We start from the raw sequence: 12,176 nt of genomic DNA, 5'->3' as shown, positions 1-12,176 counted from the left end.
GTGTGCAATGTTCTAACGCGGGTCAGATGCGCTTGGCTTGAGCCACCGCGTTGCCGATGTAATTGGCCGGGGTGAGTTTGTTCAACTCGGCCTTGGCTTCGGCAGGCATATCGAGAGTGTCGATGAAAGTCTGCAGTGCTTCAGGGCTGATGCCCTTGCCGCGTGTCAGTTCTTTCAGCTTCTCGTAGGGGTTTTCGATGTTGTAGCGACGCATGACGGTCTGGATCGGCTCAGCCAGGACTTCCCAGCACGCGTCCAGATCAGCGGAAATTTTCTGCTCGTTGAGCTCCAGCTTGCTGATGCCCTTGAGGGTGGCTTCGTAAGCGATAACGCTATGAGCGAAGCCGACGCCCAGATTACGCAGCACGGTGGAGTCAGTCAGGTCACGCTGCCAGCGCGAGATCGGCAGCTTGCTCGCCAGATGCTGGAACAGTGCGTTGGCGATACCCAGGTTGCCTTCGGAGTTTTCGAAGTCGATTGGGTTGACCTTGTGCGGCATGGTCGACGAACCGATTTCGCCAGCAATAGTGCGCTGTTTGAAATAGCCCAGGGAGATGTAGCCCCAGATATCGCGGTCGAAGTCGATCAGGATGGTGTTGAAGCGCGCAATAGCGTCGAACAGCTCTGCGATGTAGTCGTGCGGCTCGATCTGTGTGGTGTAAGGGTTGAAGCCCAGACCTAGCTCGTCTTCGATGAATGCGCGAGCGTTGGCTTCCCAGTCGATGGACGGGTAGGCCGAGATGTGTGCGTTGTAGTTGCCGACTGCACCGTTGATCTTGCCCAGCAGTGGCACCGCAGCGATCTGGGCGATCTGACGCTCCAGACGATAAACGACGTTCGCCAGTTCTTTACCCAGAGTAGTCGGGGAGGCTGGTTGACCGTGGGTGCGCGACAACATCGGAACGTCAGCGAAGCGGATGGCCAGTTCGCGGATCGAATCAGCGATCTTGCGCATCAATGGCAGCATCACGTTGTCGCGGCCTTCACGCAGCATCAGGGCGTGGGACAGGTTGTTGATGTCCTCGCTGGTGCAGGCGAAGTGGATGAACTCGCTGACCTTGTCCAGCTCAGGCAGCTTGGCAGCCTGTTCCTTGAGCAGGTACTCCACGGCCTTGACGTCGTGGTTGGTGGTGCGCTCGATTTCCTTCACGCGCTCGGCGTGAGTGATCGAGAAGTCTTCCGCCAGCGTGTTGAGGATGGCGTTGGCTTCGGCTGAAAACGCTGGTACTTCAGTGATTTCAGGGTGTGCGGCCAGACGCTGGAGCCAGCGTACTTCAACCATGACGCGGAAACGGATCAGGCCGTATTCGCTGAAAATTGGGCGCAAGGCCTCGGTTTTACCGGCGTAGCGGCCGTCAACAGGGGAAACCGCAGTGAGCGAAGAAAGCTGCATAGGGTGCTCTCGGACAGTCAGGCAACGAAAAGGGGCGCGTATCATACATGAAAACCTGGCCGGATCGGGTCGGCCTGACCAGCGTATGTCACGCGGTGTTTGTCAGCGGTGTCTGCAAATGCCTGGCAAATCAGCCATGCATCAATGGATACAGTTCTTTCAATAACTTGCGACGGCTTACGACCAACTGCCAGCGATGGCCGCCATTTTGTCGCCACAGGCGAGCAGAGCGAATACCGGCCAACAGCAGGGCGCGGATTTTCGAGGCGTTGCTCGGCTGTTGCAGGTTACGCATGTCGCCATGCACCTGAATGCGTTGGCGCAGGGTGCTCAGGGTGTCCTGATACAGCGCGCCACAGGCTGCGATCACGTTTTCGTGGGCGATCCCGAAGTGTTCAACCTGGGACTGGATTTGCGGCAGGCGGTTGCCCACGGTTTCCAGCATGTCGTCGCGCTTGGCCAGTTGTCGTTCCAGACCCAGCATCGACAGGGCGTAGCGCAGCGGCTCGCGCTGCAGCGTCGATGGATCGCGTTCCAGTGCGCTGGCCAGGGCGCGGTAGCCTTCGCGCAGGTTCAAATCGTCGCCACCGTAAACGTCCAGCGTGTCTTTGGGGTCCTGCACCAGCAGGCTGCCGAGCATACAGCCCAGTACTGCTTCGCTGCTCTGACCGGTCTTGGCGATCCGGTCTACCAGTACGGCGGCCTGAAATACGCCAGCCAGTGCGACCAATTGCTCCTGAATCGGGGTCATCAACGCTTGTCCTTGCTGTGCCAGGCTTCGGCGATTTCAATCACGCCGCCGCCCAGGCAGATTTCGCCGTCATAAAACACCACGGACTGGCCGGGTGTGACGGCGCGTTGCGGTTCGTCGAAGGTGGCGCGATAGCCGTCGGCGGTCTGTTCCAGCGTGCACTGTTGATCACCCTGGCGATAGCGCACTTTGGCGGTCAGACGGCGAGGGCTGCTCAGGTCTATCGGGTTGACCCAATAGATCTGCGAAGCCACCAGAGCCCGGGAGAACAGCCAGGGATGGTCGTTGCCCTGACCCACGATCAGTTCGTTGTTCTCAAGGTCCTTGACCAGCACGTACCACGGATCATCGCTGGCGTCTTTCAGACCACCAATGCCCAAGCCCTGGCGCTGGCCGATGGTGTGGTACATCAAGCCGCTGTGGCGACCGATGACTTCGCCTTCGGTGGTCTTGATCTCGCCGGGCTGAGCGGGCAGATACTGGCGCAGGAAATCGGTAAAACGGCGCTCGCCGATGAAGCAGATACCCGTGGAATCTTTTTTCTTGGCGGTCGCCAGACCGTGCTTCTCGGCAATCGCCCTTACTTCGGGCTTTTCCAGTTCGCCAACCGGGAACAGCGTCCGGGCGATCTGATCGCCACCGACCGCGTGCAGGAAGTAGCTCTGGTCTTTGTTCGGGTCCAGGCCCTTGAGCAACTCTGTGCGTCCGTCGATATCCCGGCGGCGCACATAGTGACCGGTGGCAATCAGGTCGGCGCCGAGCATCAGGGCGTAGTCGAGAAACGCCTTGAACTTGATTTCGCGGTTACAGAGGATGTCCGGGTTCGGCGTGCGACCGGCCTTGTATTCAGCCAGGAAGTGCTCGAACACGTTGTCCCAGTATTCAGCGGCGAAGTTGGCGGTATGCAGTTTGATACCGATCTTGTCGCACACGGCCTGGGCGTCGGCCAGGTCTTCACGGGCGGTGCAGTATTCCGTTCCATCGTCTTCTTCCCAGTTCTTCATGAACAGGCCTTCCACCTGATAGCCCTGCTCCATGAGCAGAACGGCAGAAACCGAAGAGTCCACGCCGCCGGACATGCCGACGATGACGCGCTTCTGTGCAGTATCGGAAAGGGTTGAATCAGGCATAGGAATTCAATGGGTAGCTTCGAAAAGGACGCGATTCTAACAGGCCCGGCCGCGGGAGTCTCACGCCTTGTCGCGTAGCAGGTCGAGACTGAAGTGTTCACCGTTCAGGTAATCATCCACACAACGCAGCACCAGTTCGCTGCGCCAGCGGTCCTGTTGAGCCACGAGTTCATCACGAGTGAGCCACACCGGGCCGATAATCCCGTCATCCAGTTGATAGTCGGCATGGTGGCGCAGGGCTTTGGCGGCAAAGCAGATGCGCTGATACGTCACGCCATTGCTCGGTGCTGTGTAGAGATAAATGCCGATGACACTCGTCAGCTCAACGTCCCAGCCGGTTTCTTCGAGGGTTTCACGCACGGCGGCGCGTTGCAGGGATTCGTTTGGATCAAGATGCCCGGCAGGTTGGTTGAGCACCGCTTTGCCGCCTTTGAGTTCTTCTACGAAAAGGAATTTGCCTTGATCTTCGACGATCGTGGCGACAGTGACGTGGGCTTGCCAGTTCATAAGGGAAGTGCTCGGTAGGTTGGGCGCGCAATCCCCTGTAGGAGCTGCCGAAGGCTGCGAATGGCGGGGTGTCAGGCACAATGCTATCGCAGCCTTCGGCAGCTCCTACAGAAAACCGCTTCATGCATGAAGTGCAGATGCACAAACCCCGGCGCAAGGCCGGGGTTCGTGTGCAGCCAAAACCTTAGTTCAGCGAAGCGATCGCTGCGTTCAGGGTTGCGCTTGGGCGCATGACTTTGCTGGTCAGCTCAGGGTTCGGATAGTAGTAACCGCCGATTTCCGCTGGCTTGCCTTGTACGGCGTTCAGTTCGGCAACGATTTTTTCTTCGTTGTCGGCCAGGGTTTTGGCCACTGGGCTGAACTGTGCCTTGAGGGCAGCATCGTCGTTCTGGGCGGCCAGAGCCTGAGCCCAGAACAGCGCCAGGTAGAAGTGGCTGCCGCGGTTGTCGATGTTGCCGACTTTACGCGAAGGCGACTTGTTGCGGTCCAGGAACTCACCGGTTGCCTGATCCAGAGTCTTCGACAGAACCAGCGCTTTCGGGTTGTTGTAGGTATTGCCCAGGTGCTCCAGGGAAGCGGCCAGAGCCAGGAACTCACCCAGGGAATCCCAACGCAGGAAGTTTTCTTCAACCAGTTGCTGAACGTGCTTCGGAGCCGAACCACCTGCGCCGGTTTCGAACAGACCACCGCCGTTCATCAGGGGCACGATGGACAGCATCTTGGCGCTTGTGCCCAGTTCCATGATCGGGAACAGGTCGGTCAGGTAGTCGCGCAGTACGTTACCGGTGACCGAAATGGTGTCCTTGCCAGCTCGGGTACGCTCCAGGGTGAACGCCATGGCTTCAACAGGTGACATGACACGGATATCCAGACCAGCAGTGTCGTGATCAGCCAGGTACTTCTGAACTTTCTTGATCATCTCGGCATCGTGAGCGCGAGCCGGGTCCAGCCAGAACACAGCAGGGGTATCGCTGGCGCGAGCACGGTTGACGGCCAGTTTGACCCAGTCCTGGATCGGCGCGTCCTTGACCTGGCACATGCGCCAGATATCGCCTTCTTCAACGTTCTGTTCCATCAGCACTTTACCGCTGCTGTCCGATACACGGACAACGCCAGCAGTGGCGATCTGGAAGGTCTTGTCGTGGGAGCCGTACTCTTCGGCTTTTTGCGCCATCAGGCCAACGTTTGGCACGCTGCCCATAGTGGTTGGATCGAAAGCGCCGTGTTTCTTGCAGTCGTCGATCACAGCCTGGTAGATGGTTGCGTAGCAGCGATCAGGGATCACGGCCTTGGTGTCCTGCAGTTCGCCAGCAGCGTTCCACATTTTGCCCGAGTCGCGGATCATGGCCGGCATCGACGCGTCGACGATCACGTCGCTTGGCACGTGCAGGTTGGTGATGCCTTTGTCCGAGTTGACCATCGCCAGCGGGGCGCGGACGGCGTAGACGGCCTGGATGTCAGCCTTGATTTCAGCCTGCTTGTCGGCTGGCAGGGCGCTGATACGGTCGTACAGGTCGCCGATACCGTTATTCAGGTTGAAGCCGACCTGCTTGAGTGCATCAGCGTGCTTGGTCAGCGCATCCTTGTAGTACTCAGCGACGATCTGGCCGAACATGATCGGGTCGGAGACCTTCATCATGGTGGCTTTCAAGTGAACCGACAGCAGCACGCCTTGTGCCTTGGCATCTTCAATAGCCGAGGCCACGAAGCTGCGCAGGGCTTTGGTGCTCATGACCGAAGAATCGATGATCTCGCCTTCTTTCACGGCAGTCTTTTCTTTCAGGACGGTGGCTGTGCCGTCTTGAGCGATCAGTTCGATTTTCACGTTATCGGCAGCGCCGATCAGGACAGCTTTTTCGCTGCCGTAGAAGTCGCCATTGCTCATGTGGGCAATGTGGGATTTCGAGTCAGCCGCCCAGGCGCCCATTTTGTGCGGGTGCTTGCGAGCGTAGTTCTTGACCGACAACGGTGCGCGGCGGTCCGAGTTGCCTTCACGCAGAACCGGGTTCACGGCGCTGCCTTTGGTCTTGTCGTAACGCGCACGCACGTCTTTTTCCGCGTCGGTGCTCGGCGACTCAGGATAGTCAGGGATCTTGAAGCCCAGGTCCTGCAGCTCTTTGATGGTCGCCTTGAGTTGTGGCACGGAGGCGCTGATGTTCGGCAGCTTGATGATGTTGGCTTCTGGCGTCGTGGCCAGCTTGCCCAGCTCGGCGAGGTGGTCGCCGATTTGCTGATCAGCGCTCAGGGATTCAGGGAAACTGGAAAGAATGCGGCCCGCCAGAGAGATGTCTCGCGTTTCAACGTCGATATCAGAGGAGGCAGTGAAGGCTTCGATGATAGGAAGAAGCGAGTAGGTGGCGAGTGCTGGAGCTTCGTCGGTAAAGGTGTAGATGATCTTCGAACGGTTGGACATTTCGTATGAACTCTCTGTTTTGCTGAGCATGCACAAAATCTCGATGCGCGCAGGGTATGCACTTTGCTCGCAGTCTCTTCTTGAGCCTGAGTCGAGGTTTATTCGCGATGATGATGGTAGGTGCATCAGTCGAGCGTCAAGCGGTCGGGCGGCAGTGCTGCCCAACGCATACAAGGGCGCAAAGTCTCTTTCCAGACTCGTCTGCCCCTATGACCCGTTAGTCACGGCGGGAGTATATCAAACCCTTGGCGCTAAGCATTAATGCTAAGCGCTTCAGGCTGCATAAGGTATTGGCCGTTGGTCGAGGTAGGCGGGGAACGCAGACTGGCGGTACACGCGCAGGGCATCTGTAAGCAGGCGTTACAAACGAAATCGGCCGGCTCAGGTCACTGAGCCGGCCGACTTTTCAGGATTGGCGCATTGAGTAGGTGCTCGAATCAGGCGGTGACCTTCTCATGCACACTTGCTGGGGTGCTGACAGGGCTTGGCGACCCCGCTGGTTCAATTGTGACGTCGGTCTTGATCTTTATGGCATGCATTCCCTTGGGGCCCTGGATGATTTCAAAATTGACTGGCTGACCTGCCTTGAGGGTTTTGTAGCCGTCCATGTTGATAGCAGAAAAGTGGGCGAACAGGTCTTCGGTCTTCCCGTCCTCCACGATAAAGCCATAGCCTTTAGCATTATTGAACCATTTGACCTTACCGCTAGACATAGTCATATCCCTCTGCAAAGGACTCCGTTGGGAGTATCATCAACCTCATCCGCCGGACCGAAAAAAATTTTGGTTGACTGCGCGGACCCTTTTTACCCAATGTGGGTTCTATTGTTTGTAACACTGATTAGCCGATAGTCAAGGTCACGCGGCGGTCCATTTGAAAACCGGTCAGACTGCGACTCATTATTCAATCCGCCCTTTACGAACTTTTCTTTCCATGCATGCAATCAGCAAGATTCGACTAACATCAAATCAGGACAGTCCGGATTCCCATGAGGATGACGCGGCTGGCATCGCGGTTCAGGATGCCAAACCGACGTTGCAGGCGCCACCGATGTACAAGGTGGTTTTGTTTAATGATGATTACACCCCGATGGATTTCGTCGTCGAAGTGCTCGAGGTGTTCTTCAACCTGAATCGTGAGCTGGCAACCAAGGTCATGCTGGCCGTCCATACAGAGGGACGGGCAGTATGTGGATTGTTTACCCGCGACATCGCCGAGACCAAGGCAATGCAGGTCAACCAATACGCCAGGGAAAGCCAGCATCCGCTACTCTGTGAGATCGAGAAGGACGGTTAATCGCCGACCACTTGGGTATGAGGTGAAGCTATGTTAAACCGTGAGCTCGAAGTCACCCTCAATCTGGCCTTCAAGGAGGCTCGTTCGAAACGTCATGAATTCATGACCGTCGAGCACCTTCTGCTGGCTTTATTGGACAATGAGGCTGCCGCCACTGTTCTGCGTGCCTGCGGCGCAAACCTCGATAAGCTCAAGCATGATTTGCAGGAGTTCATCGACTCCACTACGCCGCTGATCCCCGTCCATGACGAGGATCGCGAGACCCAGCCAACCCTGGGCTTCCAACGCGTCCTGCAACGTGCTGTTTTCCATGTACAGAGCTCGGGCAAACGTGAAGTCACCGGTGCCAATGTGCTGGTTGCAATTTTCAGTGAGCAGGAAAGCCAGGCAGTGTTTCTGCTCAAGCAGCAGAGCGTGGCACGCATAGATGTCGTCAACTACATTGCCCACGGCATATCGAAAGTGCCTGGGCACGGCGATCACTCTGAAGGTGAGCAAGATATGCAGGACGACGAAGGTGGTGAGTCTTCTGCTTCAGGTAATCCTCTGGATGCCTATGCCAGCAACCTTAACGAACTGGCGCGTCAGGGGCGTATTGACCCTCTGGTTGGCCGAGAGCAGGAAGTCGAGCGGGTCGCGCAGATTCTGGCGCGTCGCCGCAAGAACAACCCGCTTCTGGTAGGTGAGGCAGGTGTCGGCAAAACCGCTATTGCTGAAGGCCTGGCCAAGCGTATCGTCGACAATCAGGTGCCTGATCTACTGGCCAACAGCGTAGTTTATTCCCTGGATCTGGGAGCATTGCTGGCAGGTACCAAATACCGCGGTGATTTCGAGAAGCGCTTCAAAGCGCTGCTCGGTGAGCTGAAAAAGCGTCCTCACGCGATCCTGTTCATCGATGAAATTCACACGATCATTGGCGCAGGTGCTGCGTCCGGTGGCGTGATGGATGCGTCGAATCTGCTCAAACCGCTGCTTTCGTCAGGTGATATTCGCTGCATCGGCTCGACGACCTTCCAGGAATTCCGTGGCATCTTCGAGAAAGATCGGGCTTTGGCGCGTCGTTTCCAGAAGGTCGACGTATCGGAGCCGTCGGTTGAAGACACCATCGGCATCCTGAGAGGCCTCAAAGGTCGCTTTGAGTCGCATCACGACATCGAGTACAGCGATGAAGCGTTGCGTGCCGCTGCAGAGCTGGCATCGCGCTATATCAATGATCGTCATATGCCCGACAAAGCGATCGATGTGATCGACGAGGCGGGGGCCTATCAGCGCCTGCAGCCGGTCGAGAAGCGCGTAAAACGTATCGAAGTGGCGCAGGTTGAAGACATCGTTGCGAAAATCGCGCGAATTCCGCCCAAGCACGTCAACAGCTCCGACAAGGAGTTGCTGAGGAATCTTGAGCGAGATTTGAAACTGACCGTGTTCGGTCAGGATGCGGCTATCGACTCACTGTCCACCGCAATCAAGCTCTCCCGTGCTGGCCTGAAGTCACCCGACAAGCCAGTGGGTTCGTTCCTGTTCGCCGGTCCTACCGGTGTCGGCAAGACCGAAGCCGCTCGTCAGTTGGCCAAGGCTCTGGGTATTGAATTGGTGCGCTTCGACATGTCCGAGTACATGGAGCGGCACACTGTTTCTCGCTTGATCGGTGCTCCGCCAGGTTATGTCGGTTTTGATCAGGGCGGTCTTCTGACCGAAGCGATCACCAAACAGCCGCATTGCGTGCTGCTGCTCGATGAAATCGAGAAGGCGCATCCGGAAGTCTTCAATCTGCTCCTGCAGGTGATGGACCACGGTACGCTGACCGACAACAACGGGCGCAAAGCGGACTTCCGCAATGTGATCGTGATCATGACTACCAACGCCGGTGCTGAGTCGGCGGCTCGGGCTTCGATTGGCTTCACTCATCAGGACCACTCGTCTGATGCGATGGAAGTCATCAAGAAGAGCTTCACGCCTGAGTTCCGCAACCGCCTGGACACCATCATTCAATTTGGTCGCCTCAGCCATGAGGTCATCAAAAGTGTGGTGGACAAGTTCCTCACCGAGCTTCAGGCGCAGCTGGAAGACAAGCGTGTGCTGCTTGAAGTGACCGAGGCGGCGAGAAGCTATCTGGCGCAGGGTGGTTACGACGCGGCGATGGGTGCCCGTCCAATGGCGCGTTTGATCCAGGACAAGATCAAGCGTCCGTTGGCCGAGGAGATCCTGTTTGGCGAGCTGGCCGACCATGGCGGTGTGGTACACATCGACTTCAAGGACGGCGAGATCACCTTCGAGTACGAAACCACAGCAGAAATGGCCTAGGTCTTACCAGCCAACCAAAGCCCCGCATCTCGAAAGAGGTGCGGGGTTTTTTGTTGGATTTCGAATTTATGCATTCCCTGTGGGGGCGGTGCTTGCCCGCGATAAGGCTGGATGCGATCCAGAGTGAACCGCGTCCAGCCTTATCGCGGGCAAGCACCGCTCCCACAGGGAATCGATGTACCTACGTAAAACCCGGGCGCACAAAAACGCCCGGCAGAAGCCGGGCGTTTTTGTTAAGACTTGCTTATCGGGCGCGGTAAGTAATGCGCCCTTTGCTCAAGTCGTAGGGCGTCAGTTCAACACGCACCTTGTCACCGGTAAGAATACGGATGTAGTTCTTGCGCATCTTGCCGGAGATATGCGCGGTTACGACGTGCCCGTTTTCCAACTCCACACGAAACATGGTGTTGGGCAGGGTGTCGACGACAGTGCCTTCCATTTCGAAGCTGTCTTCTTTCGACATGCAGTAAAGCCCTCGGTATCTAATGAGTGGCCCGGTGCAAGTGGCGCCAGGCAAAAGCGGCGTGCATTGTGCCCGAAAAATGCCGGTTAAGCCAAGGTCTTCAATAAAGAGTGATCCATCTTTGGTTTGTAAGCAGCTCGATGGGCCGATATTGGGTCTTGTAATTCATCTTTTGGCAGTTCTTGATCCAGTAGCCCAGATACACCGCATACAGCTGCTGGCGTGCGGCTTCGGCTATCTGCCACAAAATGGCGTAACGCCCCAGACTGCGGCGTTCTTCGGTGGGTTCGTAAAAGGTATAAACCGCAGAAAGACCGTTGGGCAATACGTCGGTAACGGCTACGGCCAGCAGACGATTATCCAGGCGAAACTCGTAGAATCTGCAGAACGGCAAGTCACGCACTAAAAAAGTCGAAAATTGATCGCGACTAGGCGGAAACATGTCCCCGTCAGCATGACGCTGTTCGATATAGCGTTGGTAAAGGTCGAAATATTCTTCGGTAAAGCGCGGTTTAGTGCAGTGCACTTCAATGTCGGCATTGCGTTTGAAAATGCGTTTTTGCTGCCTGTCAGGCACAAAGAGGTCTACCGGGATGCGCGCAGGCACGCAAGCACTGCAGTTTTGGCAATGTGGCCGATAGAGATGGTCGCCGCTGCGGCGAAAGCCCATGTCGGAAAGATCGGCATAAACCTGCACGTCCATTGGCTGGCTGGGGTCCAGGAACAACGTAGTAGCCTGTTCTTCCGGCAGGTAGCTGCACGAATGGGGTTGAGTGGCATAAAACTTCAGCCGCGCCAGCTCTGTCATGATTGCCCCCACCGCAAAAAATAAATCGTTATCAAGAGTGTATGTCAGCCTGGTGAACTCGCCTAGGCAACCAGTCGGCTTGATTGGGCTGATCCAGGTGCCGAGTCAGGAAATCGGAAAAAGTCTTGCGTGAGATAGGCCGGGCGCCGAAGCTTTGCAGATGATTGGTGTGCATCTGGCAATCAATCAGTACAAATCCCCAGGCTTTCAAGCGCTCGACCAGTGTTGCAAAGCCAACCTTGGAGGCATTGTCGGCCCGACTGAACATCGACTCGCCAAAAAATAGCTGACCCATCGCCAGTCCATAAAGCCCGCCAACCAACATGTCGTTGTCCCACACTTCGACGCTGTGGGCGTAGCCACGTTGATGCAGTTCCAGATAAGCGGCCTGGATTGAGCCGGTAATCCAGGTGCCGTCGGCATAGGCACGCGGTCCGGCGCACGCACGGATCACGGCAGCGAAATCCTCATCGAAAGTCACGCGATAGCGCTCCTGACGTATCAGTTTAGCGAGGCTGCGCGAAACATGGAGTTCCTCAGGGAATATCACGGTTCTAGGGTCGGGTGACCACCAGAGAATGGGCTGCTCATCCTGAAACCACGGGAAGCAGCCATGGCGATAAGCCTGCACCAATCGGTCCGGAGACAGGTCGCCCCCGGCAGCAAGCAGGCCGTCGGGTTCGCGCAAGGCTTTTTCCAGCGGTGGAAAAGTCAGGTTGTCACGTTTTAACCAGGTCAGCATAAGGGCAGCACTTTGCAGAAGGGGAGGGCGGGGGAGGCAGCGCGATTGCAACTCCATGCAGCAGTCGTGGTCATAATCGGTCGTCTGTTACACGCAAGCGTCCTGTGCGTGGTCCTTGATACGTGAAGCGGTATGGGCAATTGATCGTCCGGTTAAAAAATGCGGCATAAGTCTTTGTCACGAAAGAGAATGCATGCTCAAATTCAACGTTTGCAACGGTGCTTGAAGATGGGCCATGTCCACGCCAGACTAGTGTTCAGCAATCAAGGGGCGTCTGACCATCAGCCAAGGCAAGCTTCGTCCTGCACCACAATCCGAAACTACCCGGCCAGAACGCTGTTTACAAGGCAGGATGCTACCGTGGCATCAGGC

At 56.7% G+C, this 12,176-nt stretch carries 11 protein-coding genes; 2 read left to right on the top strand and 9 right to left on the bottom strand.

Annotation, left to right across the window (positions count from 1 at the left end; all coding sequences use genetic code 11):
• Window positions 1–22: 22 nt before the first annotated feature.
• From purB to cspD, 6 genes are all read right to left on the bottom strand, one after another.
• Entirely contained in the window at window positions 23–1,393 is a 1,371-nt protein-coding gene (purB, locus tag CKW31_RS17225) for an adenylosuccinate lyase (protein ID WP_095097501.1), read from the bottom strand.
• Between the two features lie 130 nt (window positions 1,394–1,523).
• Window positions 1,524–2,144, bottom strand: a complete 621-nt coding sequence (hflD, locus tag CKW31_RS17220) for a high frequency lysogenization protein HflD (protein WP_087265256.1) — start codon at window positions 2,142–2,144, stop codon at window positions 1,524–1,526.
• Window positions 2,144–3,274, bottom strand: a complete 1,131-nt coding sequence (gene mnmA, locus CKW31_RS17215) for a tRNA 2-thiouridine(34) synthase MnmA (RefSeq protein ID WP_095097498.1) — start codon at window positions 3,272–3,274, stop codon at window positions 2,144–2,146. Before mnmA ends, hflD begins: the two co-directional genes overlap by 1 nt.
• A gap of 60 nt (window positions 3,275–3,334) precedes the next feature.
• Complete coding sequence (locus tag CKW31_RS17210; RefSeq protein WP_095097495.1) at window positions 3,335–3,781, bottom strand: NUDIX hydrolase; 447 nt, start codon at window positions 3,779–3,781, stop codon at window positions 3,335–3,337.
• A gap of 184 nt (window positions 3,782–3,965) precedes the next feature.
• Window positions 3,966–6,194 (bottom strand): NADP-dependent isocitrate dehydrogenase, encoded by a 2,229-nt coding sequence (locus CKW31_RS17205; protein ID WP_095097584.1) that lies wholly within the window; start codon window positions 6,192–6,194, stop codon window positions 3,966–3,968.
• A gap of 437 nt (window positions 6,195–6,631) precedes the next feature.
• Window positions 6,632–6,907 (bottom strand): cold shock domain-containing protein CspD, encoded by a 276-nt coding sequence (gene cspD / locus CKW31_RS17200; RefSeq protein ID WP_095097581.1) that lies wholly within the window; start codon window positions 6,905–6,907, stop codon window positions 6,632–6,634.
• Window positions 6,908–7,127: 220 nt separating this feature from the next.
• On the opposite strand from cspD, the gene clpS reads away from it, so the two are divergent.
• Together clpS and clpA are read left to right on the top strand one after the other, a co-directional pair.
• Window positions 7,128–7,490: an ATP-dependent Clp protease adapter ClpS gene (gene clpS, locus CKW31_RS17195; RefSeq protein ID WP_095097492.1), complete on the top strand. Its 363-nt coding sequence runs from the start codon at window positions 7,128–7,130 to the stop codon at window positions 7,488–7,490.
• 30 nt (window positions 7,491–7,520) lie between these two features.
• On the top strand, window positions 7,521–9,791 hold the full coding sequence (gene clpA / locus CKW31_RS17190) for an ATP-dependent Clp protease ATP-binding subunit ClpA (RefSeq protein ID WP_095097489.1): 2,271 nt from the start codon (window positions 7,521–7,523) through the stop codon (window positions 9,789–9,791).
• 244 nt (window positions 9,792–10,035) lie between these two features.
• On the opposite strand, the gene infA is transcribed toward clpA, so the two are convergent.
• From infA to aat, 3 genes are all read right to left on the bottom strand, one after another.
• Entirely contained in the window at window positions 10,036–10,254 is a 219-nt protein-coding gene (infA, locus tag CKW31_RS17185; protein ID WP_002553999.1) for a translation initiation factor IF-1, read from the bottom strand.
• 100 nt (window positions 10,255–10,354) lie between these two features.
• Window positions 10,355–11,062: an arginyltransferase gene (locus CKW31_RS17180; protein WP_095097486.1), complete on the bottom strand. Its 708-nt coding sequence runs from the start codon at window positions 11,060–11,062 to the stop codon at window positions 10,355–10,357.
• A gap of 31 nt (window positions 11,063–11,093) precedes the next feature.
• Window positions 11,094–11,804: a leucyl/phenylalanyl-tRNA--protein transferase gene (gene aat / locus CKW31_RS17175; protein ID WP_095097483.1), complete on the bottom strand. Its 711-nt coding sequence runs from the start codon at window positions 11,802–11,804 to the stop codon at window positions 11,094–11,096.
• Window positions 11,805–12,176 lie beyond the last annotated feature (372 nt).

Origin of the sequence: Pseudomonas sp. Irchel 3A5 (assembly GCF_900187575.1) — a bacterium.
GTDB lineage: Bacteria > Pseudomonadota > Gammaproteobacteria > Pseudomonadales > Pseudomonadaceae > Aquipseudomonas > Aquipseudomonas folii.
This window is presented reverse-complemented; position numbering and strand designations above follow the sequence as displayed.

Coding starts and splice junctions, on each gene's coding strand:
- purB (WP_095097501.1), bottom strand. CDS start 1,393: ATGCAGCTTTCTTCGCTCACTGCGGTTTCCCCTGTTGACGGCCGCTAC.
- hflD (WP_087265256.1), bottom strand. CDS start 2,144: ATGACCCCGATTCAGGAGCAATTGGTCGCACTGGCTGGCGTATTTCAG.
- mnmA (WP_095097498.1), bottom strand. CDS start 3,274: ATGCCTGATTCAACCCTTTCCGATACTGCACAGAAGCGCGTCATCGTC.
- CKW31_RS17210 (WP_095097495.1), bottom strand. CDS start 3,781: ATGAACTGGCAAGCCCACGTCACTGTCGCCACGATCGTCGAAGATCAA.
- CKW31_RS17205 (WP_095097584.1), bottom strand. CDS start 6,194: ATGTCCAACCGTTCGAAGATCATCTACACCTTTACCGACGAAGCTCCA.
- cspD (WP_095097581.1), bottom strand. CDS start 6,907: ATGTCTAGCGGTAAGGTCAAATGGTTCAATAATGCTAAAGGCTATGGC.
- clpS (WP_095097492.1), top strand. CDS start 7,128: ATGCATGCAATCAGCAAGATTCGACTAACATCAAATCAGGACAGTCCG.
- clpA (WP_095097489.1), top strand. CDS start 7,521: ATGTTAAACCGTGAGCTCGAAGTCACCCTCAATCTGGCCTTCAAGGAG.
- infA (WP_002553999.1), bottom strand. CDS start 10,254: ATGTCGAAAGAAGACAGCTTCGAAATGGAAGGCACTGTCGTCGACACC.
- CKW31_RS17180 (WP_095097486.1), bottom strand. CDS start 11,062: ATGACAGAGCTGGCGCGGCTGAAGTTTTATGCCACTCAACCCCATTCG.
- aat (WP_095097483.1), bottom strand. CDS start 11,804: ATGCTGACCTGGTTAAAACGTGACAACCTGACTTTTCCACCGCTGGAA.